General features: G+C 62.4%; 15 protein-coding genes. 4 read left to right on the top strand and 11 right to left on the bottom strand.

Annotation, left to right across the window (positions count from 1 at the left end; genetic code table 11):
• Positions 1–54: 54 nt before the first annotated feature.
• Positions 55–5,520, top strand: a complete 5,466-nt coding sequence (locus Q2T52_RS24265; protein ID WP_302079501.1) for an alpha-2-macroglobulin family protein — start codon at positions 55–57, stop codon at positions 5,518–5,520.
• Between the two features lie 17 nt (positions 5,521–5,537).
• A complete protein-coding gene (gene pbpC / locus Q2T52_RS24260) occupies positions 5,538–7,619 on the top strand; it encodes a penicillin-binding protein 1C (protein WP_302079500.1) in 2,082 nt (693 codons plus the stop codon).
• A gap of 1 nt (position 7,620) precedes the next feature.
• Here pbpC and Q2T52_RS24255 read toward each other — a convergent pair whose 3' ends face one another.
• Positions 7,621–8,949 (bottom strand): cobyrinic acid a,c-diamide synthase CobB, encoded by a 1,329-nt coding sequence (locus tag Q2T52_RS24255; protein ID WP_302079499.1) that lies wholly within the window; start codon positions 8,947–8,949, stop codon positions 7,621–7,623.
• A gap of 51 nt (positions 8,950–9,000) precedes the next feature.
• Here Q2T52_RS24255 and Q2T52_RS24250 point away from each other — a divergent pair, with 51 nt between their 5' ends.
• Entirely contained in the window at positions 9,001–10,131 is a 1,131-nt protein-coding gene (locus Q2T52_RS24250; RefSeq protein WP_302079545.1) for a cobalt-precorrin-5B (C(1))-methyltransferase, read from the top strand.
• Here the strand turns inward: Q2T52_RS24250 and cobM are convergent.
• From cobM to cbiE, 3 genes are read right to left on the bottom strand one after another with little or no spacing between them, the layout of a single operon-like run.
• On the bottom strand, positions 10,086–10,859 hold the full coding sequence (gene cobM, locus Q2T52_RS24245; RefSeq protein ID WP_302079498.1) for a precorrin-4 C(11)-methyltransferase: 774 nt from the start codon (positions 10,857–10,859) through the stop codon (positions 10,086–10,088). The genes Q2T52_RS24250 and cobM overlap by 46 nt on opposite strands.
• On the bottom strand, positions 10,856–11,242 hold the full coding sequence (locus Q2T52_RS24240; protein ID WP_302079497.1) for a cobalamin biosynthesis protein: 387 nt from the start codon (positions 11,240–11,242) through the stop codon (positions 10,856–10,858). The genes cobM and Q2T52_RS24240 overlap by 4 nt, the downstream gene beginning before the upstream one ends.
• Complete coding sequence (gene cbiE, locus Q2T52_RS24235) at positions 11,239–12,489, bottom strand: precorrin-6y C5,15-methyltransferase (decarboxylating) subunit CbiE (protein ID WP_302079496.1); 1,251 nt, start codon at positions 12,487–12,489, stop codon at positions 11,239–11,241. The genes Q2T52_RS24240 and cbiE overlap by 4 nt, the downstream gene beginning before the upstream one ends.
• On the opposite strand from cbiE, the gene Q2T52_RS24230 reads away from it, so the two are divergent.
• Positions 12,488–13,258: a cobalt-precorrin-6A reductase gene (locus Q2T52_RS24230; protein WP_302079495.1), complete on the top strand. Its 771-nt coding sequence runs from the start codon at positions 12,488–12,490 to the stop codon at positions 13,256–13,258. The genes cbiE and Q2T52_RS24230 overlap by 2 nt on opposite strands.
• Here Q2T52_RS24230 and Q2T52_RS24225 read toward each other — a convergent pair.
• From Q2T52_RS24225 to Q2T52_RS24195, 7 genes are read right to left on the bottom strand one after another with little or no spacing between them, the layout of a single operon-like run.
• Positions 13,222–13,986: a precorrin-3B C(17)-methyltransferase gene (locus Q2T52_RS24225; protein WP_302079494.1), complete on the bottom strand. Its 765-nt coding sequence runs from the start codon at positions 13,984–13,986 to the stop codon at positions 13,222–13,224. The two genes, Q2T52_RS24230 and Q2T52_RS24225, sit on opposite strands and share 37 nt — an antisense overlap.
• Complete coding sequence (locus Q2T52_RS24220; RefSeq protein WP_302079493.1) at positions 13,983–14,738, bottom strand: precorrin-2 C(20)-methyltransferase; 756 nt, start codon at positions 14,736–14,738, stop codon at positions 13,983–13,985. Before Q2T52_RS24220 ends, Q2T52_RS24225 begins: the two co-directional genes overlap by 4 nt.
• The gene (locus Q2T52_RS24215; protein ID WP_302079492.1) at positions 14,735–15,367 is read right to left on the bottom strand and encodes a precorrin-8X methylmutase; all 633 of its coding nucleotides are present in this window, start codon (positions 15,365–15,367) and stop codon (positions 14,735–14,737) included. The genes Q2T52_RS24220 and Q2T52_RS24215 overlap by 4 nt, the downstream gene beginning before the upstream one ends.
• A complete protein-coding gene (cobG, locus tag Q2T52_RS24210) occupies positions 15,367–16,683 on the bottom strand; it encodes a precorrin-3B synthase (RefSeq protein WP_302079491.1) in 1,317 nt (438 codons plus the stop codon). Before cobG ends, Q2T52_RS24215 begins: the two co-directional genes overlap by 1 nt.
• The gene (gene cobN / locus Q2T52_RS24205) at positions 16,680–20,039 is read right to left on the bottom strand and encodes a cobaltochelatase subunit CobN (RefSeq protein WP_302079490.1); all 3,360 of its coding nucleotides are present in this window, start codon (positions 20,037–20,039) and stop codon (positions 16,680–16,682) included. The genes cobG and cobN overlap by 4 nt, the downstream gene beginning before the upstream one ends.
• Positions 20,039–21,076, bottom strand: coding sequence for a cobalamin biosynthesis protein CobW (cobW, locus tag Q2T52_RS24200; RefSeq protein WP_302079489.1), 1,038 nt, complete (start codon positions 21,074–21,076; stop codon positions 20,039–20,041). The genes cobN and cobW overlap by 1 nt, the downstream gene beginning before the upstream one ends.
• Entirely contained in the window at positions 21,073–21,543 is a 471-nt protein-coding gene (locus Q2T52_RS24195; protein WP_302079488.1) for a DUF1636 family protein, read from the bottom strand. The genes cobW and Q2T52_RS24195 overlap by 4 nt, the downstream gene beginning before the upstream one ends.
• Positions 21,544–21,589 lie beyond the last annotated feature (46 nt).

The following is a 21,589-nucleotide window of genomic DNA, read 5'->3' as shown; positions in this document are numbered from 1 at the left end:
GCTAACAAACCAAGACTCACGCTCACATCTGCACGCCAGCTTCGGGGGGACATCATGTCTAAGCGCGCGTCGATCGGGATTTCCATTTTTCTCGCAGCTCTCGCCCTCGGCTCCCAAGCCTTTTCCCAGCAGGCGCCGCAAAGCCCGAGGCGCATCGAGACGACAGAGAACGCCGACTATCTCGGTTTCGACCTCCGCACCGTCAAAAACGTGACGCTGGACCAGTGCCATACGACATGCGTGGACGACAAGTCCTGCCGTGCCTTCACCTACAATGTGAAGGCCAAGTGGTGCTTCCTGAAGTCCGACTACAATCAACTGAACACGTTCGATGGTGCGATTGCCGGCAAGGTGGTGACGACAAGCGCAGAGCCGGATATCGGCGCAGCCCCCGATCTCGATATTGTCGAGCAGGAGACGCTGGATGAGGCGCAGCGTTTTCGTGAAGCGCTCGCCGTGCCGACAGAGCTGCAGGGCCAGGGCCTGGAAAGCCTGAAGGCGCTGGCGCAGATTGATTTCCTTAACAACGATCCCAAGGCAGCCCTCAATGCCTATACGGCAGCGCTTGCCATTCAGCCTGACGATGCCGGTCTCTGGATCGAGATGGCGCGTGTCGCCAATGCCATCCAGAAGGATGACACAGTGCTACCGCAGGCGGTTTCAGCTGCCGTCAACGGCTATCAGCTGTCGCGTACCACGCAGGCTCGCGCCGAAGCGCTCTATCAGCTGGGTCTGGCGCTCGACCGGCAGGGCAATCATCGCGGCGGCATCGATGCGCTGAAGCAAAGCCTAGCGCTGGTGAATGCCAAGACGGTGCAGGCGAAGTATGATGATCTGCGCGCGCGCTGGGGTTTTCGCGTCACAGGCAATACGGTTGATGCGGATGCCGCCGATCCGCGCATCTGCGTGCAGTTTTCCGAAAAGCTGGTGAAGTCGGGTACCGATTACACGCCCTTCGTTACATTGAACGGAGCAGCGCCAAAGGCTCTGGAAGCAAAAGACCAGCAGATCTGCGTGGAGGGCTTGAAGCATGGTGAGCGCTACAAGCTGACGCTGCGTCGCGGCCTGCCGTCTTCCGTCGATGAAGTGCTGGAAGCAGCCGTCGATCTCAACATCTACGTGAAGGATCGCTCTCCGGCGGTACGCTTCACGGGTGACAGTTTCGTGCTGCCTTCGACGGCGCGGCGCGGCATCCCCATCGTCTCCGTCAACACGAGCAACGCCAACCTGAAGCTTTACCGGATCGGCGACCGCAGCATTGCGCCGCTTATGACCAATTCGCAGTTTCTGACCCAGATGAGCGGCTATTCCGCCGACCGCATCGAGCAGGAAAACGGCGAACTGGTCTGGCAGGGCTCGATCGATATCGTGACCGAGGTCAACAAGGATGTCGTCACCAGTTTTCCGGTGGATGAGGTTCTGCCGAAGCGCAAGCCCGGCGTCTATGTGCTGACCGCCGTTTCCGCGACCGGCAAGAGCGATGAGTGGGATTCGCGCGCCACGCAATGGTTTGTCGTGTCCGATCTCGGCATCACCACCTATGCCGGGACCGACGGATTGAATGTCTTTGTCCGCTCGCTGGCGACGGCGGAGCCGGCCGCAGGTGTGGACCTGCAATTGCTGGCCAAGAATAACGAGGTTCTCGGCACTGCCAAAACGGATGCTCAAGGTCGGGTGACCTTTTCCGCCGGTCTCATTCGCGGCACCGCAGCCATGCTGCCGGCCGTGCTGACGGCTGCCAAGGCGGGCGAGGATTTCGTCTTCCTCGACATGACCCGTGCCGGTTTCGATCTCTCCGATCGCGGCGTGACGGGCCGCGCCTCGCCGGGTGCCATCGATGCCTATGCCTGGACCGAACGCGGCATCTATCGCCCCGGTGAAACGGTGCATGCGGCGGTGCTTTCGCGTGACAGCGAATCCAAGGCAATCGAGAACCTGCCGCTGACCTTCGTGTTTCTGCGCCCCGATGGCGTGGAGGATCGTCGCCTGACCGCGACCGGCACGCTTGGCGGCTATGCGTTCGATCTGCCGCTGCAGGCAACCTCCATGCGTGGCACCTGGACCATGCAGGTCTTTACCGATCCGAAGCGGTCGGCGATTTCGGAAAAGCGTTTCCTGGTCGATGATTTCGTGCCTGACCGCATCGAGTTCGATTTGACAAGCACCGCCAAGGAACTGGTGGTCGGCGAGGAAGTGCCGGTTGCGGTCGATGGGCGCTATCTCTATGGGGCGCCTGCGGCTGGTTTGACGCTGGAAGGTGAGCTGGTGCTGCGCCACACCCGCGAACGCGACGCCTTCAAGGGCTACTTCTTCGGTCTTGCCGATGAGGAGGCCACCGAAGCCGAACGGGTGCCGCTGGAAGGTCTGGATCCGCTTGATGAAAAGGGCAAGGCGACCTTCGATGCGGGCCTCAGCGAGCTTGCCTGGACGACGCAGCTGACGGATGCGGAAGTGGTGGTTCGCCTGAAGGAGGGCGGTGGTCGCGCTGTCGAGCGCACGTTGAAGCTTCCGGTTCGCCCAGACGGAGAGCGCATCGGCATCAAACCGGAATTCTCCGGCGATCTCGCCGAGAATGCGATCGGCAATTTCAACGTCATCATGGTCGGTACCGATGGCAAGCGTCAGGCAGCAACGGGGCTTGTCTGGAAGCTCGTCAAGATCGAGCGCGATTATCAATGGTATCGCGAGGGCAGCGCCTGGCGCTACGAGCCGGTCAATCGCACGCAGCAGGTGGCGACAGGCCGTGTGGATGTCTCCGCCACCGATGGCGGGCGTATTTCCGTGCCGGTGACCTGGGGCCGCTACCGCCTGGAAATCGAGACCGGCCAGACGGATGGACCGGCCAGCAGCGTGGAGTTCAAGGCGGGCTGGTTTGTGACGGCATCTTCGACCGACACACCGGATGCGCTGGACGTGGCGTTGGACAAGGCGAGCTACAAGGTTGGCGAGACCGCCAAGCTGAAGGTAACATCCCGCTATGCCGGGACCTTGATGGTCACCAATGGCTCGGAAAACCTGATTTCCGTACAGACGGCTCAGATCGGTGAGAAGGGCGGTGAAGTCTCCATTCCCGTCACCAAGGAATGGGGCGCGGGCGCCTATGTGACCGCAACCCTGTACCGTCCGGGTAACTCCCGCGATAACCGAATGCCGATGCGCGCGATCGGGATTTCCTGGCTGAAGGTCGATCCTGAGGATCGCAACCTCAAGGTCTCGCTGGATGCGCCGGAAAAGACCCTGCCGCGCCAGCTGCTGGAAGTGGCTGTCAATGTGGCGGGTGCCGGTGTCGGGCAGGAGGCCTATGTCACGGTCGCGGCTGTCGATGTCGGCATCCTGAACCTCACCCGTTACGAGCCGCCCGCGCCTGACCTTTGGTACTATGGCCAGCGTCAGCTCGGGCTTGAAATCCGCGATCTCTATGGCCGTCTGATCGACGGCTCGCTCGGCGCTACTGGCCGTCTCAGAACCGGCGGCGATGGCGGAATGGCGGCCCTTCAGGCGAGCCCGCCGAAGGAAAAGCTGGTCGCCTTCTTCTCCGGCATCGTGAAGCTCGATGCTCAGGGCAAGGCCAAGGTTTCCTTCGACATTCCCCAGTTCAACGGTACCGTCCGGCTGATGGCAGTCGCCTGGAGCAAGACCGGTGTCGGCCACGGCACGCGCGATGTCATCATCCGCGATCCTGTTGTCGTCACCGCCAGCCTGCCGCGCTTCCTGGCACCTGGAGATCAGGCCAGCCTGCGCCTCGACATCGCCAATACGGATGCGCCGGCGGGTGATTATCAGGTGGCGCTGAAGGCCAATGATGCGGTGTCGATTGATCCGCAGCGTGCCACGCAGACCGTTCATCTGGCGGCGGGCGCCAAACAGAGCCTGACCCTGCCGATCATTGGCCGCCAGCCGGGCGATGGCGAGGTGACGGTCACGCTTGCCGGTAATGGTCTTTCGCCGCTGACACAGCAGTTGTTCGTGCCCGTTCGTCCCGCCGTTCTGCCCGTTACAGAACGCCGCGTCGTTGCTCTCGCCCCCGGCCAGAGCCTGAGGGTGGATTCCAACCTTCTGGCGGATGCGCAGCTGCCCGGCGCTTCGGTCAGCGTCAATGTCACCCGCTCGGCAGAATTCGATATCGCCGCGCTGCTGATGAGCCTTGACCGCTACCCTTACGGCTGCGCGGAGCAGACCACCAGCCGCGCGCTGCCGTTGCTCTATTTCAGCGAACTTGCCAAAAAGAGCGGACTTGCCGATGATCCCGAGGTGAAGAAACGGGTTCAGGATGCGATCTATCGCGTGCTTTCCTACCAGTCTTCGGCCGGCAGTTTCGGCCTCTGGGGACCGGGGGCGGGTGACCTCTGGCTCGATTCGTATGTGACGGAATTCCTGACGCGGGCGCGCGAGCAAGGTTTTGCCGTGCCGGATCAGGCCATGAAGCAGGCGCTCGAAAACCTGCAGAATGCGCTGTCCTATGACGTGAACGTCAAGGATCAGGGCAACCAGATCGCCTATGCGCTCTATGTGCTGGCACGTAACCGCAAGGCCGCGATCAGTGACCTGCGTTACTATGCCGATACGCAGCTGAACGATTTCCAGACGCCGCTGGCAAAGGCGCATCTGGCAGCAGCCCTTGCGCTTTACGGCGATGCCCTCCGCTCGAAGAACGTCTTCGCCGCCTCGCTGCAAATGGCGCAGCAGGCGCAGGTCACACGTATCAGCCTGTCGCGCTCCGACTATGGTTCATCGCTCCGCGATGCGGCGGCGGTTCTGGCTCTGGCTGCGGAAAGCCGTCCCGTTCCGGGCATCGTGCCTGATCTTTCCAAGGTCGTGGCCAAGGAATGGCAGACCAAGCGCTATACCAGCACGCAGGAACAGATCTGGACGCTGCTTTCCGCTCGGGCGCTTCAGAATGGCGACGAGAACCTGCGCGTCGAGGTGAACGGGACGGCGCGCACCGGTGCCTATGCAAAACAGGTCAGCGGTGACCAGCTGATCGCCGAGCCGATCATGCTGACCAACCGGTCCACGGATCCAGTCTCGGCTGTGGTCACGACCTTTGCAGCACCCAAGCAGCCGCTGCCCGCAGGTGGCGAAGGCTTTGCGATCAAGCGTGCCTATTACACGATGGACGGCACGGAAACGAATGTGACAGAAGCCAAGCAGAACGACCGCTTCGTGGTTGTCATCACAGTCAACGAGCAGAACGACTGGCCGTCCCGCATCATGGTGACGGATCTGCTGCCTGCCGGTTTCGAGATCGACAATCCGAGCCTCGTCAACAGTGCACAGCTGACGAACTTTGAATGGTTGGGCGAGGTGCAGGCAGCGCATACGGAGTTCCGCAATGACCGTTTCGTCGCCGCCTTTGATCGTAACAAGGGTGACGATCGCCAGTTCACCGTGGCCTATGTGGTGCGTGCCGTGACGCCCGGCACCTACGATCATCCGGCGGCGACGGTGGAGGACATGTATCGTCCGCAGCTTTCGGCGCGGACTGCGACCGGCCGCATGGCCGTGCGCGAAGGCCGGTAGGGGGCGAGGGCGGCGCGATGTGGCGCTCGGTCAAGCTTGGCATCGCGGCGGTGGGCTTTCTATGCCTTGGCGTGGCAGGGATTTCGGGCCTGAGGGCGCTCGACCGTGCCTTTCCGCCGCCCCTGACCGAGGCGAATGTCGTCTCATCGGAGGTGCTGGACGCGAACGGCTTGCTTCTGCGCGCCTTCGCAACACCGGATGGCCTGTGGCGGTTGAAGACGAGTGCATCGGATGTCGATCCACAATTCACGCGCATGCTGATCGCCTATGAGGACAAGCGGTTCTACGAGCATCGCGGTGTGGATCTTTACGCGCTGGTCCGTGCCGCCGGGCAGATCCTGACACATGGCCGCATCGTCTCAGGCGGCTCCACGCTGTCCATGCAGGTGGCGCGGTTGATCGAGCCACGTGAAAACCGTTCCTTCCTCGCCAAATTCCGCCAGATTGCCCGCGCGATCCAGATCGAGCGGCGGCTGACCAAGGCTGAGATCCTCGATCTCTATCTCACCCATGCCCCCTATGGTGGCAATCTGGAAGGCGTGCGGGCGGCAAGCCTTGCCTATTTTGGCAAGGAGCCGAAGCGCTTGTCCGTTGCCGAAGCGGCCCTGTTGGTGGCATTGCCGCAATCTCCGGAAGGGCGGCGGCCGGATCGTTTTGCCGATGCCGCCAAGGCTGCGCGTCAGCGGGTTCTGGCGCGCCCTGCGGTCGCTGATGTCGTGGGCGAGGGTGAGGCGGAACGCGCCATGCTTGTCATGGTGCCGCGCGAACGCCGACCGCTGCCGGCACTCGCCGCGCATGTGGCGGAGGCAGCGCTGAAGAAGAAGCCCGGCGAGATCCGCTATACGACAACCCTGAACCGCTCCCTGCAGGAGCGGCTGGAAGGGGTGGCGCGCGAGGCGGCATCGCGCCTGCCACCCAAAGTGTCGCTTGCCATGCTAATGGCAGATTCCACGACCGGCGAGATCGTCGCGGAAATTGGTTCGGCGGATTATTTCGATTCCAGTCGCTCCGGCTGGATCGACATGACCCGCATGCTGCGCTCTCCCGGTTCCACGCTGAAGCCTTTCATCTATGGTCTTGCCTTTGAAGAAGGTGTGGTGGCGCAGGAAACGATCATCGAGGATCGGCCCTCCGATTTTTCCGGTTACCGGCCCAAGAATTTCGACATGAGCTATCAGGGCGATGTCAGCATTCGGCAGGCGCTGCAATTGTCGCTCAACGTGCCCGCGATCCGCCTTCTTGAGGCCGTGGGGCCAAGCCGGTTGATGGTGCGCTTCCGCCGCTCGGAGGTGCGTCCAGTGCTTCCGCAGAACGAGACGCCGGGCCTTGCGATCGGATTGGGTGGGGTAGGCATCACGCTGAAGGATCTCGTGCAGCTATATGCGGGGCTTGCCAATCAGGGCTGGCCGGTGCGGCTGGGCGATGGTGTGCGTGATCTGCCCAAGCGGGATTTCACCGAACCACTGCTCGACCCTGTTGCCACCTGGAATGTGACCAATATTCTGTCCGACGTACTGCCGCCAACCGGCAGCCGTCAGCGTGGCATCGCCTACAAGACCGGCACCAGCTATGGCTATCGCGATGCCTGGTCGGTGGGGTATGACGGGCGCTATGTCATCGGCGTCTGGGTGGGACGGCCGGATAATGGCGCAGTACCGGGCATTACCGGCTACAGCACGGCAGCGCCCATTCTGTTTGAAGCCTTTGCCAAGTCGGGTCTTGCCACCACGCCGCATCCGTCCCCGCCACCCGGCGCAAGCCGAATTGCGGTCACCCAGCTGCCGTTGAGCCTGCGTCGTTTCACGGCGTCAGGACTGGGCTTGGTGAGTGCGGCATCCAAGGAGCCTGCGCCGCAGATCGTCTATCCGCCGGAAGGCGCTCGGGTGGATCTGGGTGCCAAAGCAGGCGAGATAGCGCCGCTGACGCTCAAGCTTCAAGGCGGTCGCGCACCCTTCCGCTGGCTGGCGAATGGCAAGCCGCTGGAGGATTTTTCCCGCAAGCGCATTTCCGAATGGACGCCTGATGGTGCGGGCTATTCGACGCTGACTGTCATCGATGCTATCGGCCGGGCGGCCACTGTCCGCGTCTTCGTGGAATAGTCTAACTGTTCGCTATCGCGTGGAAAAAGGTGCCGCTGACGTGACCACGCTTTCCGCCTGATGGGCCCAAAGGCTGTCCGGTGCCATCGCTAATCTCCGCGAAGGGTTCATCGCGGCCGGAATTGATGACGCTGGCGTAATGGAACTCGTGGCCTCTGATGACGCTGCCCTGCCCGCCGAGCGGTCCGTTGTCCAGCAGCCGGGCCTGCCGGTAACCGAGGTTCATCTTTCGCTGTGCAAAACTGGTGGAATGGCTAAGCAGCGCCGTCATGAAATGCCGCGTGCCCTCGGCATCGATTAGGCTGGTGCCAAGCACCATGAAGCCACCGCACTCGCCATGCACGGGCTTGCTCTGGGCAAAGTGCCGGATGCGGTTGCGGAAGCGGTTGGCCGCTGCAAGTTGTCCTGCATAGAGCTCCGGATAACCGCCGGGTAGCCAGCAGAAGTCGCAATCCAGCGACGGACCTTCGTCGTTCAGTGGCGAGAAGGGCACGAGTTCGGCACCTAGCGCGCGCCAATGGCTGCCGAGATGCGGATAGAGAAAGGTGAAGGCGGCATCGGACGCGATCGCAATACGCTGGCCGGGCGGCGGAATGGCGGCATCGGTTGCCCCATCCCGAAGCTCAATCGGCTGCGCCATGGACAGAATGGCATCGAGATCGAGCGATGCTTCCATTACATCCGCGAGCTTGTCGATATGGGCATCGATGCCCGCATGTTCGCTGGCCTGCACAAGACCCAGATGCCGCTCCGGCAGGCTGAGTTCGCCATTGCGCATGACGGCGCCAGCAACCGACATGCCTGCTTCTTCAATGGCTGCGCGCGACAGGTTGACATGCCGCTCGCTGCCCGCCCGGTTGATCACGACACCGGCGATCTTGACCTTGGGATCGTAATGCCTGAAGCCAACCGCGACGGCCGCCGCCGTCTGGCTCTGGCCGGAGACATCGAGAACCAGCAGAACGGGGATGCCCAGCAGCCGGGCCAGATCTGCCGCAGAACCGGTGCGTCCCTCTCCACCGGCAATGCCATCGAACAGACCCATGGCGCTTTCGATCAGCAGCAGCTCGTTGTCGTAAGCCGCCTGCTTGAGGAGATGCGCCACCAGATCGGGCTGCATGGCCCAGCTGTCGAGGTTGAGGCCTGGAATGCCTGTTGCCGCGAAATGAAAACCGGGATCGATATAGTCTGGCCCGGATTTGATACCGCGCACCCGGATGCCGCGCCGCGCAAAGGCGCGAAGCAAGCCAATGGTAACGCTCGTCTTGCCGGAGCCGGAGCGGGGAGCGCCGATGATCAATGCACGCGGAGCGAATCGGCTATGTGTCATGACACTCTTTTGCCAGTGACGATTCCGAACCGCAACGATATAGATGCGAACATGGAAGCGGAAGGCAAAGAGCTGCGGCGTGGCTGGACCACGGGAACTTGTGCGACGGCGGCGGCAAAGGCGGCCTGTTCTGCTTTATTGGGCCACGGCTTCCCGGATCCGGTGGAAGTGACCTTGCCCGGCGGGCAAAGGCCAGCCTTTTCTCTGGCTTTGGAGGAATTGGGGGATGGCTTTGCCCGCGCGGGCATCATCAAGGACGCGGGCGACGACCCCGACGTGACCCATGGTGCCCTCATCATCGCGACCATCCGTCGCGGTGAACAGGGAAAGGGACTTCGCTTCTCCGCCGGCAAAGGCGTAGGCACGGTCACGCGCCCCGGCCTTCCCATTCCGCCCGGTGAACCGGCCATTAACCCCGTTCCGCGCCAGATGATTACCGCTTCCATTGCGGAGGTGGCAGGCGAGACCATGGATTTCGAGGTGGAGATTTCCATTCCCGATGGCGAGGCGCTGGCGCAGAAAACGCTGAACCCGAGGCTCGGCATTGTCGGCGGGCTTTCGGTGCTCGGCACCACAGGCATCGTCATTCCCTTTTCCTGTTCCGCCTGGATCCACTCAATCTGGCGCGGCATCGATGTTGCGCGTGCGGAAGGCCTGACCCATGTCGCCGGCTCCACCGGCATGACCACGGAAAAGGCGGTGCAGGCGCATCACAATCTGCCCGAGACGGCGCTGCTCGACATGGGCGATTTTGTTGGCGGCATGCTGAAATATCTGCGCAAGCATCCGGTGCCGAAGGTGACTGTCGCCGGCGGTGTCGCCAAGATGACCAAGCTCGCGCAGGGCATGCTGGATGTTCATTCCAAGCGCGGTCTGGCGGATCTGGAAGCACTGGCGAAGGTGGCGGTTGAAGCGGGGGCGGATGCGGCATTGGCCGATGAAATCGCCAAGGCAAACTCGGTGCTGCATGCATTCCAGCTGGCCGAAGCGAAGGGACTATCACTGGGAAACCACGTCGCCGCGCTCGCCTGGAAAACGGCTGCGAAAGCCTTGCAATCGCCTGAGATCGCTCTGGAAGTGCTGGTCTTCGACCGCGAGGGGCGGCTGGTGGGCGAAGCGCCGTTTATGCCGTCGGATCAGACATCCGCGTCGCCTTTGCCCGACCGGAACCGCCGCACGTAATCTGTGCTGTAAAGCGCGCTCTCGCGAAAATCCTCCGCTTGCAGACCGGGGCCGACGAAGATCAGCGCTGTGCGTTCGATCGGTTCTGCCGCCACCTGTGCCGTGATGGTGGAAAGCGTGCCGCGCAGGATTTTTTCATCCGGCCATGTGGCCTTCACCACGATGGCGACAGGGCAATCTGCACCGTAGAAAGGCGTCAACTCGCTCACGATCTTGTCCAGCGCGTGGATGGCGAGGTGAATGGCAAGCGTCGCGCCCGTTGCCGCGAAGTTGGCGAGGTTTTCCCGCTCCGACATCTTTGAAGCGCGACCTGAAACGCGGGTAAGAATGAGGCTTTGCGCCACTTCTGGAATGGTTAACTCACGCTTTAGCGCGGCGGCGGCAGCCGCAAAGGACGGAACACCCGGCGTCAGCGTATAATCAATGCCGAGGCGATCCAGCCGCCGCATCTGTTCGGCCACGGCACTCCAGACGGAGAGATCGCCGGAATGCAGGCGGGCGACATCCTGCCCCGCTTTCTGGGCGGCGATGTATTCCGCCTCGATCTCATCCAATGACAGCGAGGCCGTATCGACGATGCGAGCGCCTTCCGGGCAATAATCCAGCAGTTCGCGCGGCACGATGGAGCCGGCAAAGAGGCAGACGGGGCAGCGGGCGATAAGATCGCGGCCGCGTACGGTGATGAGATCGGCGGCACCGGGGCCTGCGCCAATGAAGTGAACGGTCATGCTCTATTCTCCAAAATGGCAATGGCGCAGGCGACGCCCTGCGAAACGTGACGCGGCCCAATGAGGCGTGCCGTTGGTCCGGCTGCGGCAAGGGCCGCCGCCTCTGACAGACTTGGCAGGCCGGTGTAGGAAAAACTGACGTCTGAATGGGTGAGGGTACGGATCGCAACGGCGCGCATTGCCTCATCCGTCGTCACGACAAATGTTGCCAGGAGTCGCTGAGCGGCTTCGCGAATGCCCTCTTCATCAGCCTTTATGCCCCCGGTGGCGATAACGAGCGGTCGGCTGATGCCGATCCCCTGCTTCTGTAAGGCTTCCGTAATCACCGCCAGAATGACCTCCGGTGCCGTTCCCTTGCGGCAGCCGATGCCGATCGCCATCATGACGCGACGTCCTTCACCCAGGCCCATTGCGTGACAGGCATGGCAGCCCGCCAGCCGGTCATGGGGCCAACCGGTTCGGCGCGATCGACCGAAAGCCGGATAAGCCTGCCGCCAAGCCGTGCCTGTGCATCGAGAAGGACTCGCTCCATTTCCAGCGTCACCGCGTTGGCAACCAGCCGGCCACCGGCTGACAGTGCCGCGATGGCCGCCTCCAGAACGCCACCCTTGCTGCCGCCGCCGCCGATGAAGATCACATCCGGCACGGGCAGGCCCGCCAGCGCTTCGGGCGCTTTCCCCTCTACCACCTGAAGCCCCGGTACGCCGAAGGTCGACGCATTGCGACGAATGCGCGCCACCCGCTCTGCGTGATGTTCAATGGCGATGGCGCGCATGGAAGGATGGGCGAGCATCCATTCGATACCAATAGAGCCGGAGCCAGCGCCTATATCCCACAGCAGTTCGCCGCGCCGGGGGGAAAGGGCAGACAAGGTTGCCGCGCGGATTTCCCGTTTGGTGATCTGACCGTCATGCTCGAAGAGATCGTCTGGAAGCCCGAAGCCGAGCGGCAGAATGCGTGCCTGCGGTTCGGCCTGCACTTCCACGGCAACAAGGTTCAGCGGATCAAGGTCAACCAGATCGAAGCTCGACGCCTTTACTCGGCTAACATTTTCCCGTTCACCGCCCAGCGCTTCCAGAACCGTGATCCGGCTTTCGTCAAAACCGTTCGCCATCAGCAGTTTCACGATGGCTGCGGGGCCGTACTCGTCAGAGGTCAGTGCCAGCACCCTTCGTCCCGGATGCAGAAGGGGCCGGATGAGATCGAGCGAGCGCCCGTGCAGTGAAACGGTCTCGATATCCTGCAAGGCCCATCCCAGCCGCGATGCCGCCAGCGAAAAGGCGGAAGGCGCTGGATAGACTTTGAATTCGTTCGCCGGAACCTGCCGTGCCAGCGTTACGCCGGCGCCGAAGAAGAAGGGATCGCCAGACGCGAGCACGCAAACCTTTCGGCCCTTCAGCGCCGTCACGGCCTTCATGTCACTATCGAATGGCTGGGGCCAGGGGCGGGCCTCGCCTGTGATTGCTGCCTTGGCAAGTTCCAGATGGCGCGTGCCGCCGAAGACGAATTCCGCCCCGGCAATCGCCTGTCTTGCTCTCTCTCCCAAACCAGCAAGACCATCTTCGCCAATGCCGACGATGGACAACCAGACGTCAGCGGGTAGAAGAGACGAGCGCAAATCAGGAGCCATGGCGGTGTACTCCATTCTCATTCTGGGCGGAACGACGGAAGCGCGACAGCTGGCCGAAGCCTTGCGCGGCATGAACCGTTTCCGGCTGGAGCTGTCGCTCGCGGGACGAACCAAAGCGCCCGTTGCACAGCCGGTTCCGGTTCGTGTGGGCGGTTTCGGGGGTGCGGAAGGGCTTGCGGGCTATCTGAAGGCGAACGCTTTCGATCTGCTGATCGATGCCACGCACCCTTATGCGGCGCGCATTTCCGCTAATGCGGCAGAAGCTTCTGCTCTTTCCGGCGTGCCGCTGGTAGCTTTGCGCCGCCCCGGTTGGGAACCGCATTCGGAGGATCGCTGGATTCAAGTGGAAAGTGTCGAAAAGGCCGTTGAGGCTTTGGGGCATGAGCCGCGCCGTGCCTTCCTCGCTCTCGGTCGTCAGGAGCTTCTGCCCTTTGAGGCGGCGCCGCAGCATGATTATCTCGTACGCAGCGTCGATCCTGTGGAGCCGCCGCTCAGTCTCCCGAACGTACGTTACCTTACTGCCCGCGGCCCCTTCAACGAAGCAGATGAGCGGGTGCTGCTGGCCAAAAGCGGCATCGAGGTGATCGTTTCCAAGAATTCGGGCGGTGCCGCCAGCTATGGCAAGATCGCGGCGGCGCGGGCTCTTGCGCTGCAGGTCGTGATGATCCAGCGTCCGGTTTTGCCGGAGGCTCCATCGTTCCAGACGGTTGAGGCGCTCACTGCCCATGTGGATCAGGCCTTCCCAGCCATCCAGGAGCGTGGCGAATAGACCAGCGGGCGCTGCCCCTCGCGGGAAATCAGCCGCGTTTCCGTGGAACCGACGATGATGCAGGTCGCCATATCGGCCAAGTCGGAATGGGCTTCTGACAGCGGCACGACGTTGATACGTTCATCGGCACGTCCTGCGGCACGACCGAAGATGACTGGCACCGTTCCCGGCAGGTGAGCGCGTAGAATGTCGAGAGCCTGCCCCAACTGGTGCGGACGCGCCTTGCTGACGGGATTGTAGAACGCCATTACGAAACCTGCTTGCGCCGCGGCGATCAAACGCTTCTCAATGACATTCCAGGGCTTCAAGTTATCGGAAAGCGAGATGGCGCAGAAATCATGCCCCAGCGGCGCACCGGCCTTTGCCGCGACAGCCAGCATGGCCGTGACACCCGGAACCACGGCAAACTCCACCTTGCGCCATTCCGCCGGGCCCGCCTCAATTGCCTCGCAGACGGCGGCAGCCATGGCAAAGACGCCGGGGTCGCCACCCGAAACCACACAGACTCTTTCCCCTTGCGCGGCAAGCGTCAGCGCTGCACCGGCGCGGGAAATCTCCTCCCGATTGTCGGAGGCGTGGCGGCGCTGGTCCGGGCGCAGATCCAGCCGGTCCACGTAGGGACCATAACCGAAGAAGTCCGTCGCCTCCGCAACGGCATTCAGCGCTTCCGGCGTGATCTGCTGCGGGCTGCCGGGGCCGAGGCCGACGACGGTGAGCTTGCCCGTCATACCAGTACCCCTTGCGGACGGGTCTTCCAGCCGGGAACCAGCACTAGCGAGAAGTAAGGTGCCGGTGCAGTCTCATCCCGTTCAGCCAGAGGCACGGCGTGGCCGGTCGGCATGGTACCGCGCTCTACATAAATCGCGCCGCTGAGCTTGCCGGTCGCGGCCAATGCGCGGCGGATCTTCGGCAGGTTGCGGCCCACTTTCATGATCACAGCGCCATCGGTTCCGGCCAGACGTGACGTCAGCGCGTCCTCGGGCAGAGTGCCGGGGAGAACGCTCAGGATATCGTCGCCCTGCACCAGCGGCATCCCCGCGAGCGACCAGCAGCCGGACATGGCCGTGACGCCCGGAATGACTTCCGCCTGATAATGCGGAGCGAGCCGCAGATGCAGATGCATGTAGGAGCCGTAGAACAGCGGATCGCCTTCGCTCAAAACCGCGACATTGCGGCCCGCTTGAAGATGCACCGCAATTTCCGCCGCCGATTGATCGAAGAAGCCATCAATGGCGCGCTTGTAGCTTTCGCTGTCCTTGTCCTCTTCCACTGTCACCGGGTAGATAAGTGGCAGTTCGAGGATATCAGCCCGCACATGCGCTTCCACAATGGTGCGGCCATTGCCGCGGGAACCGCGTTTGCTGAAAAAGGCGAGAACATCGGCATTGTTCAGCGCCTTCACGGCCTTGAGTGTCAGCAGTTCGGGATCACCGGGGCCGGTGCCGACGCCATAGACTTTGCCGGGAGTTATGTTGCTCACAGGCCCGCCCTCGCCAGCGCATTGACGGCGGCTGCCGTCATGGCGGAACCGCCCATGCGGCCTTTGACGATGGCATAAGGAATGCCGTGGCGGCTTTCCGCCAGTGCTTCCTTACTTTCCGCTGCACCCACAAAGCCGACCGGCATGCCGATGATGGCGGCGGGCTTCGGGCAGCCCTTGTCCAGCATTTCCAGGAGATAGAAGAGGGCAGTCGGGGCGTTGCCGATGGCCACCACAGAATTTTCCAGCCGATCTCGCCACAGTTCCAGCGCGGCTGCGGAGCGGGTATTGCCCACCTGTTTGGCAAGGTCCGGCATCTGCGGGTCGCGCAGCGTGCAGATCACTTCATTGTTGGCCGGAAGCCGAGCACGAGTTACGCCGTGGGCTACCATCTGCGCATCGCAGAAAATCGGTTTGCCGGCCAGAAGCGCGTTGCGTGCGGCACCGACGAAATCGGGCGAAAACTCGAAATGCGCTGCTGCTTCCACCAGCCCGCAGGCGTGGATCATACGGATCGCGACATCCGCTTGCTCGTCCGTGAAGCGGGAAAGATCCGCTTCCTCGCGGATAATGGCGAAGGACTTGCGATAAATCGCATCGCCATCGCGGATGTAATCGTAGTCCGTCATCAAGGTCCTTCGCCAAGGGCCGCGACAATCCCGCCGGGACCGAGCCGCACAAGGCAATCATGGTTCGTTTCGCCGTCCCGTCGTGATGTCTCGATGAGGCGCGCAAGGGCTCTGAGAGCCGCTTTCGCATGGCCGGGGGCAAGCTGTTTTATCGGGGTATCCGTGGTTTTGCCGCAGAATACAAGATGGCTGCCGTTTTCGCTGCCCACCAGTGCAAGCGGCGAGGGTGTTGGGTGAACGCAACCCTTGGCGCAGCCGGAAAGATGTAGCCGAAGCGATTCGTCGAACAGGCCGGGCGTCTCGCTGGCGGCAAAGCGGCCCAGCGCATGCGTTTCCAGCCGCGCCGAGTTGCAGGAAGGCGAACCTGGACATGCATCGATCTGCCTTAAAGGATCATCTGCTTGCACGATAAGGCCCACCTGCTCCGCCACGCCATGCAGGTTTGCGCAAGCCTTCTCATCCCCGAAGGCGACAAGGCTGTGATCCGGGGCAGGCCTGATGCTCTCGATGCTGAAATCTTCTGCCTGTCGAGCGAATTCCGCCAGTGCCCGAGCATTGATCTGGCCGAAGGGCAGTGCAACGCGCAGGGCGTTGTAAGCTTGTCCTACGGCAAAAAGTCCGAACACGTTTTGCTGCGGCTGGCTGACGTGGGTTTTAACAGGCTCCAGGTGGCGCAGCACATCTTGCGGAAGGGTGGCAGGTTCGATTTGCCTGCCCCGCGCCCTCAGTCCAAGGCTTGCGAAATGATCGAGCAGTGCTGCCACGCAATCGGCTGCGTTTTCATCCCTGACAAAGCCGATGGCGCGACCTGTCTTGAGTGTGCCGCCGAGGAAGACATTCCATCCGGTCTCACCCGTCGCAACCAGCCGGATATCCGCCAGCAGATCATCGAGCCGGAGCAGCCCATTGGTTTCCAGCACGACGGAGAGTTTGGGTGCCAGCCTGCCGCGAAGCGCTCTCGCATGGTCCATGATGGCGAGCCCCAGCGGGCGCGGATCAATGCCGTCTTCAAGCCCCGCAAGCGGCGACCATTCCACCGCCAGCCCTTCGCGCAGCGGCAGGTCAAGGGCACGGACATCCGCTTCCAGCTTTGCCGCCGACCCCAGCGTCAGTCCTCGGATTTGCAGGTTGCCGCGGGCCGAAATATCCAGCATGCCGTTGCCATGCTTCACGGACAGCGAAAAGAGCGCAATCACTTGAGCTGGTGAAATGGCCTCAATCAGCGCCACGCGCGAGAGATAGCCATCACCCGTCAGCATCGGCGCATCGAGCGCGGGGCAGGCACCGCGGGCCATGGAAGAGGCTATCGCATTCATCGCCGCGCCCTCGCATGGGCAGAGCCGTGCAGCATTTCCAGATCGCGATCCACGGAATTGCGGCGTGGCTGCCAGAGCCCGCGACGACGGGCGGACATCAAGCGCTCGGCGATGGAACGGGCGGCTTCCGGGTTCTGGTCCAGCACGAAATCGCGCACCCGTTCGTCGGCCACATAGGCATCGTAAACGGCTTCGATCAGGCATTGCGGCACGGCTTGCGTTGTCTCGGCAAAGCCGACGAGGCGATCTACAGTCTCGGCAAATTCTGCCGCGCCGCGCGGACCATGGCGCATCTGACCATTGATGAAACGCGGGTTCACGGCGCGGGCGCGCACCACCCGCGTCACGGCTTCCGCCACCGAGCGCGCACGTGGCTTTTGCGGATTGGTGGTATCGAGTGAAATTAGATCCGCCTTGCCGCCAAGGGCTGCCACGGCTGCGGCAAAGCCGCCGATGAAGGCGACATCGCCGGAACCATCCAACAGATCGCGGCCCGGATCACCGCCGGTATGCACCAGCAGATCGGCTTGGCGCACGCGCTCGGCGAAGCTTTCCGATGCTTCGAAACCCTCACCATCAGCCCCGCCGAAGGCATGACTCGTCATGGCAAGATAGGCGCTCCCCAGCTCCTCACGCGCCTGCCAGTCGCCGGAGGAAAGCTTCTCCTCGATGCCGGAGCCGTAAGTGCCGGGCGCCGAACCGAAAATGCGCGGTGGGATCTGCCCGAGTCGCTTCGCCTCTTCCGCCAGCGGATTGTCACCGTCCGCTTCCTCGCGGGTTGCGATGGAACGCGCGGCTGCATCGAGAAGCGTCATCAACGATGGGAACATGTCGCGGAACAGGCCGGAAATGCGGAAGGTAACATCCACGCGCGGGCGGCCCAGTTGCGCGGGGGCCAAAACCTCGATGCCGGTGACACGTCCGGTCGCGGCATCCTGAACCGGTCTCGCGCCCATCAGCGCTAGCCCTTGCGCCACTTCCTCGCCGCCGCTGCGCAGGCTGGCACTTCCCCACAGATCGATCACAAGGCTTTTCGGCCAGTCGCCATGGTCTTGAAGATAGCGGCGTATGATTTCATCAGCCGCCAGTCTGCCAAGCTCGAAGGCGGTGGGCGTCGGCATGGTACGTGGGTCGGAGGCGAAGAGATTGCGGCCTGTGGGCAGAACATCGCGGCGGCCACGGGCAGGCGCACCGGACGGACCGGGACGAACAAAGCGGCCATCCAGCGCCGCCAGCAGCGCCTCGCGCTCGGCTTTCGCACTTTGCAGCCGCAGCGGATCGGTTTCGCCTTCGTCTGCGCGGCCAAACACATGCTGGCCGTCCTTGATGGTAAAATCCTTGAGATCGCAGAGAAAGGCATCAATGCGGGAAAGGGCTGTATCCGGATCTTCCTCGCGGGAAACGCCGGCTTCCGCCGCCAGCCCCGTTTCCTCTGCGGTCTCCACGATCAGCTTTGCCAAGCGGTCACGCCGCTTGCGGTCCAGGCCGTCGGCCTGTGCATATTCATCCACCAGCAGTTCCAGCTTTTGCTGGGCGGGCGACAGGCCAGCCTCCGCCAGCATGGGCGGCAGGTGGCCAATCGTTTGCGCCGCAATCCTTCGCTTGGCGACCGCGGCCTCACCGGGGTTGGAAACGATGAAGGGGTAGAGCACCGGCAGATTGCCGGTCACGATCTCCGGGAAGCAGTTTTGCGACAGCGCGACATTCTTGCCCGGCAGCCATTCCAGCGTGCCATGCGCACCCACATGAATGATGGCTTGCGTGCGCAGCTGTCTTTGCATGAAACAGCTGAAGGCCACCAGCGCATGGCGCGGCGGGCGGGCGGGATCGTGATAATCCGTGCGACGGTCGGCCTCGCGACCACGGTCCGGGGCGAGCGCGACGGTCACATTGCCGAAGCGCACGGCGCGGAAATGGAATGCGCCGTCTTCATAGGAGTCGTCGGCACTATAATCTCCCCAGGCGCTTTGCACGACGGAACGAGCTTTTTCCGGAAGCGTTTCCAGATAATCCGCATAGACCGCAGCATTGAGGTTTTCCGTCCGGCGCAACACGCGGTCCATCAGGTCCTTGGCCGTGGCCGGTATATCCGTGACGTCGTAGCCTTCGGCCTGCAGCTCTCGCAGCATCTGTAGCACGCTTTCCGGCACGTCGAGGCCGACCGCATAGCCGGTTCGGCCATCGGCACCGGGATAATCCGGCATCAGAATGGTGATGCGGCGTTCCGCTTTCGGCGCGGCATAAAGCGCGAGGTGGTTGAGAATGCGATCCGCCGTTGCCTCTACCCGGTCCGGCTCAGGCGTATTGGCAAAGCCGGTAAAGCCGAAGTCGGTGCCGGATTGCCTTTCCGCCTTGAAGGATAAAACACCCGCCAGAATGCGGCCATCGAGTTCCGGCAGCACCACATGCATGGCAAGGTCGGAGGGGCCGAGCCCCCGCTGGTTTTCCAACCATGCCTGCCGCTTTGTGGTGGCAATGACTGTTTGAAACACCGGCACGCCCAGAACATCGAACAGCGTCTCACCGTCCAGTTCCGCATTGCTGGCAAAGGCGGTGGCAGAGATGATGGCCGCGGGCTGCAAGGGGGCTAGCATGTCCCGCAAATAGCTCAGCGTTGCCGCATCCTTGAGGCCGGGAACGAAGATCGGCAGAACGCAGACGCCTCGATCTTCCAGCGCTTGCACCAGCGCATCAATGGGGGCAACGTCGCTGGCCAGCAGCATGGAGCGATAGAACAGCAGCGGCAGAAGCGGCTTGTCTGCACGCTCGCTCAGGGCCTGGTCCAGCGACACCACGCCCTGATGAGGCCGGTAGAGACCAAGCTTCGGCACGTCGGTAGCCGCTGCCGCCGGGATATCTGCGTTGCCAGACAGCTTATTCGTAAGTCGGCTAACCAATCGATCCAGATTATCCGGTCCACCGGTTCGGAAAAAGGCGAGAACACGCTGTATTTCAGACAAATCCACGGTGGATGCGACTTCCAACCGCTCGTCGCGTTCGCTACATTCTCCGGGCAAAAGGTAGAGCCGAATATTCCGCTCTCTGGCGATACGCGCCAGCTCATCCACGCCATAGCGCCAGCGATCATAGCCGCCGAGAACGCGCACGAGAATGAGCTTGGCATGGCGCGCCACTTTGTCGATCCAAAGATCGACGGACATGGGGTGGCGCAGGTCGGCAAGTTGGGCAAGGCGAAGGGATGGCCGCTCGCCCTCCAGCCGATTCCACGCGTTCGCAATACCGTTAAGGTCGCTATCGGTGAAGGACAGCACCACCACATCCCCCGGCGTCTGGTTCAGATCAACCGGCTCAATCAGGTTGTCGAGCGACGAGGATGTGGTGGCGAGAATATGCATCAGGCGGCAAGGATCTCGCTGATCTTCCCGGCGTCGATGCCCTTTTCGCCGATCACGACGAGGCGCGAACGGCGGTCCTCACCGGCATTCCAGGGGCGGTCGAAATAGTGGTTCACGCGCGGACCAACGGCCTGCACCAGAAGCCGCATCGGCTTGCCGGTCACTTCCACATAGCCCTTGATGCGCAGCACCTTCTCGGCATCCGTGACATCGGCAATGCGCTGGCTCAGTTCTTCGGGGCTGGCAATGGCCGGGATATCCAGCACGAAGCTGTCGAAATCGTCGTGCTCATGATCCAGCTCGTCATCGTGATGCGTTTTGCGGTTTTCGATATCGTCTTCCACCGCGAGACCAAGCCCGATGAAGATGGCCGGGTCGATCTGGCCGTTCTGCGAATTCACGATGCGCACGGCACGCGGCAGGTGATCTTCCACATGCGCGCGGGCCTTTTCGAGATCGGCCCCATCGAGCAGATCCGACTTGGTCAGGATGACGAGATCGGCGCAGGCGATCTGGTCTTCAAAGACTTCCTCCACTGGGTCGTCATGGTCGAGCGACTGATCCTCGGCGCGCTGGGTGGCAAGCGCCTCCATGTCATCGGCTACGCGGCCTTCGGCGAGCGCCAGACCATCGACAACCGCCACGACGCCATCCACCGTCACGCGGCTTTTGACGCCCGGCCACTGGAAGGCCTGAACGAGCGGCTTTGGCAGAGCAAGGCCTGATGTTTCGATCAAGATGTGGTCGACCTTGGGCTCCATGGCGAGGATCTTGTCAATGGCGGGCACGAAGTCATCCGCCACGGTGCAGCAGATGCAGCCGTTCGCCAGTTCGATGATATTGTCTTCAGGGCAGTTTTCGACGCCGCAGCTTTTGAGAATTTCACCATCGATGCCGACATCGCCGAACTCATTCACAATGATGGCCAGGCGCTTGCCCTTGATGTTTTCCAGCGCGTGGCGCAGCAGCGTGGTTTTTCCGGCGCCGAGAAAGCCGGTTACGACGGTGCAGGGCACGCGGGCGAGCGAATTGGTCATGAATTCTGTCCTTCGACGTTTGTCAGTATGGGTTGAAGCGGCGGAATGCGGGCGATCATGCCGCGCTTGAGGGCGTCCGGACGACCTTTCCAAGGCATCAGGCCATCGGTGGAATTCACCAGCAGGCGCGCACCTTCCAGCAGGTCCTCGGCCGCATCCGTGGTCAGGTCACCGAAGACGTAAGACCAGCCATCGGCACTCTGGATACTGGCGCTCAAGGCCCGCTTACAGTTGGCGAGGCAGGCAACCGAGCGGATTTCAACACCTGCAGCTGCCAACGCCTTGGCGTGTTCCGCCAGCACGGCACCATCGCGCGGCGCATCGGCCGCTTCCTGGCCGCTGCGGCAGGTTTCGCAGACATAGACAATCACGCGGGAAAGCGTGCCTGCTTCGGCCTGTTTCAACTCTTGTCGTGTCGAGAGATCCAAGAATCCACCCCAATCATCGTTAAAATGGGGCGCGTCCATGTCAGGTGTCTCTCCTCACATGGTTCAGGACATCCTTGCCCGGAGC

The sequence above is a fragment of the Rhizobium oryzicola genome (assembly GCF_030504645.1).
GTDB lineage: Bacteria > Pseudomonadota > Alphaproteobacteria > Rhizobiales > Rhizobiaceae > Neorhizobium > Neorhizobium oryzicola.
Note: the sequence above shows the minus strand (reverse complement) of the source record. Positions and strands in the feature narration are given on the sequence as shown.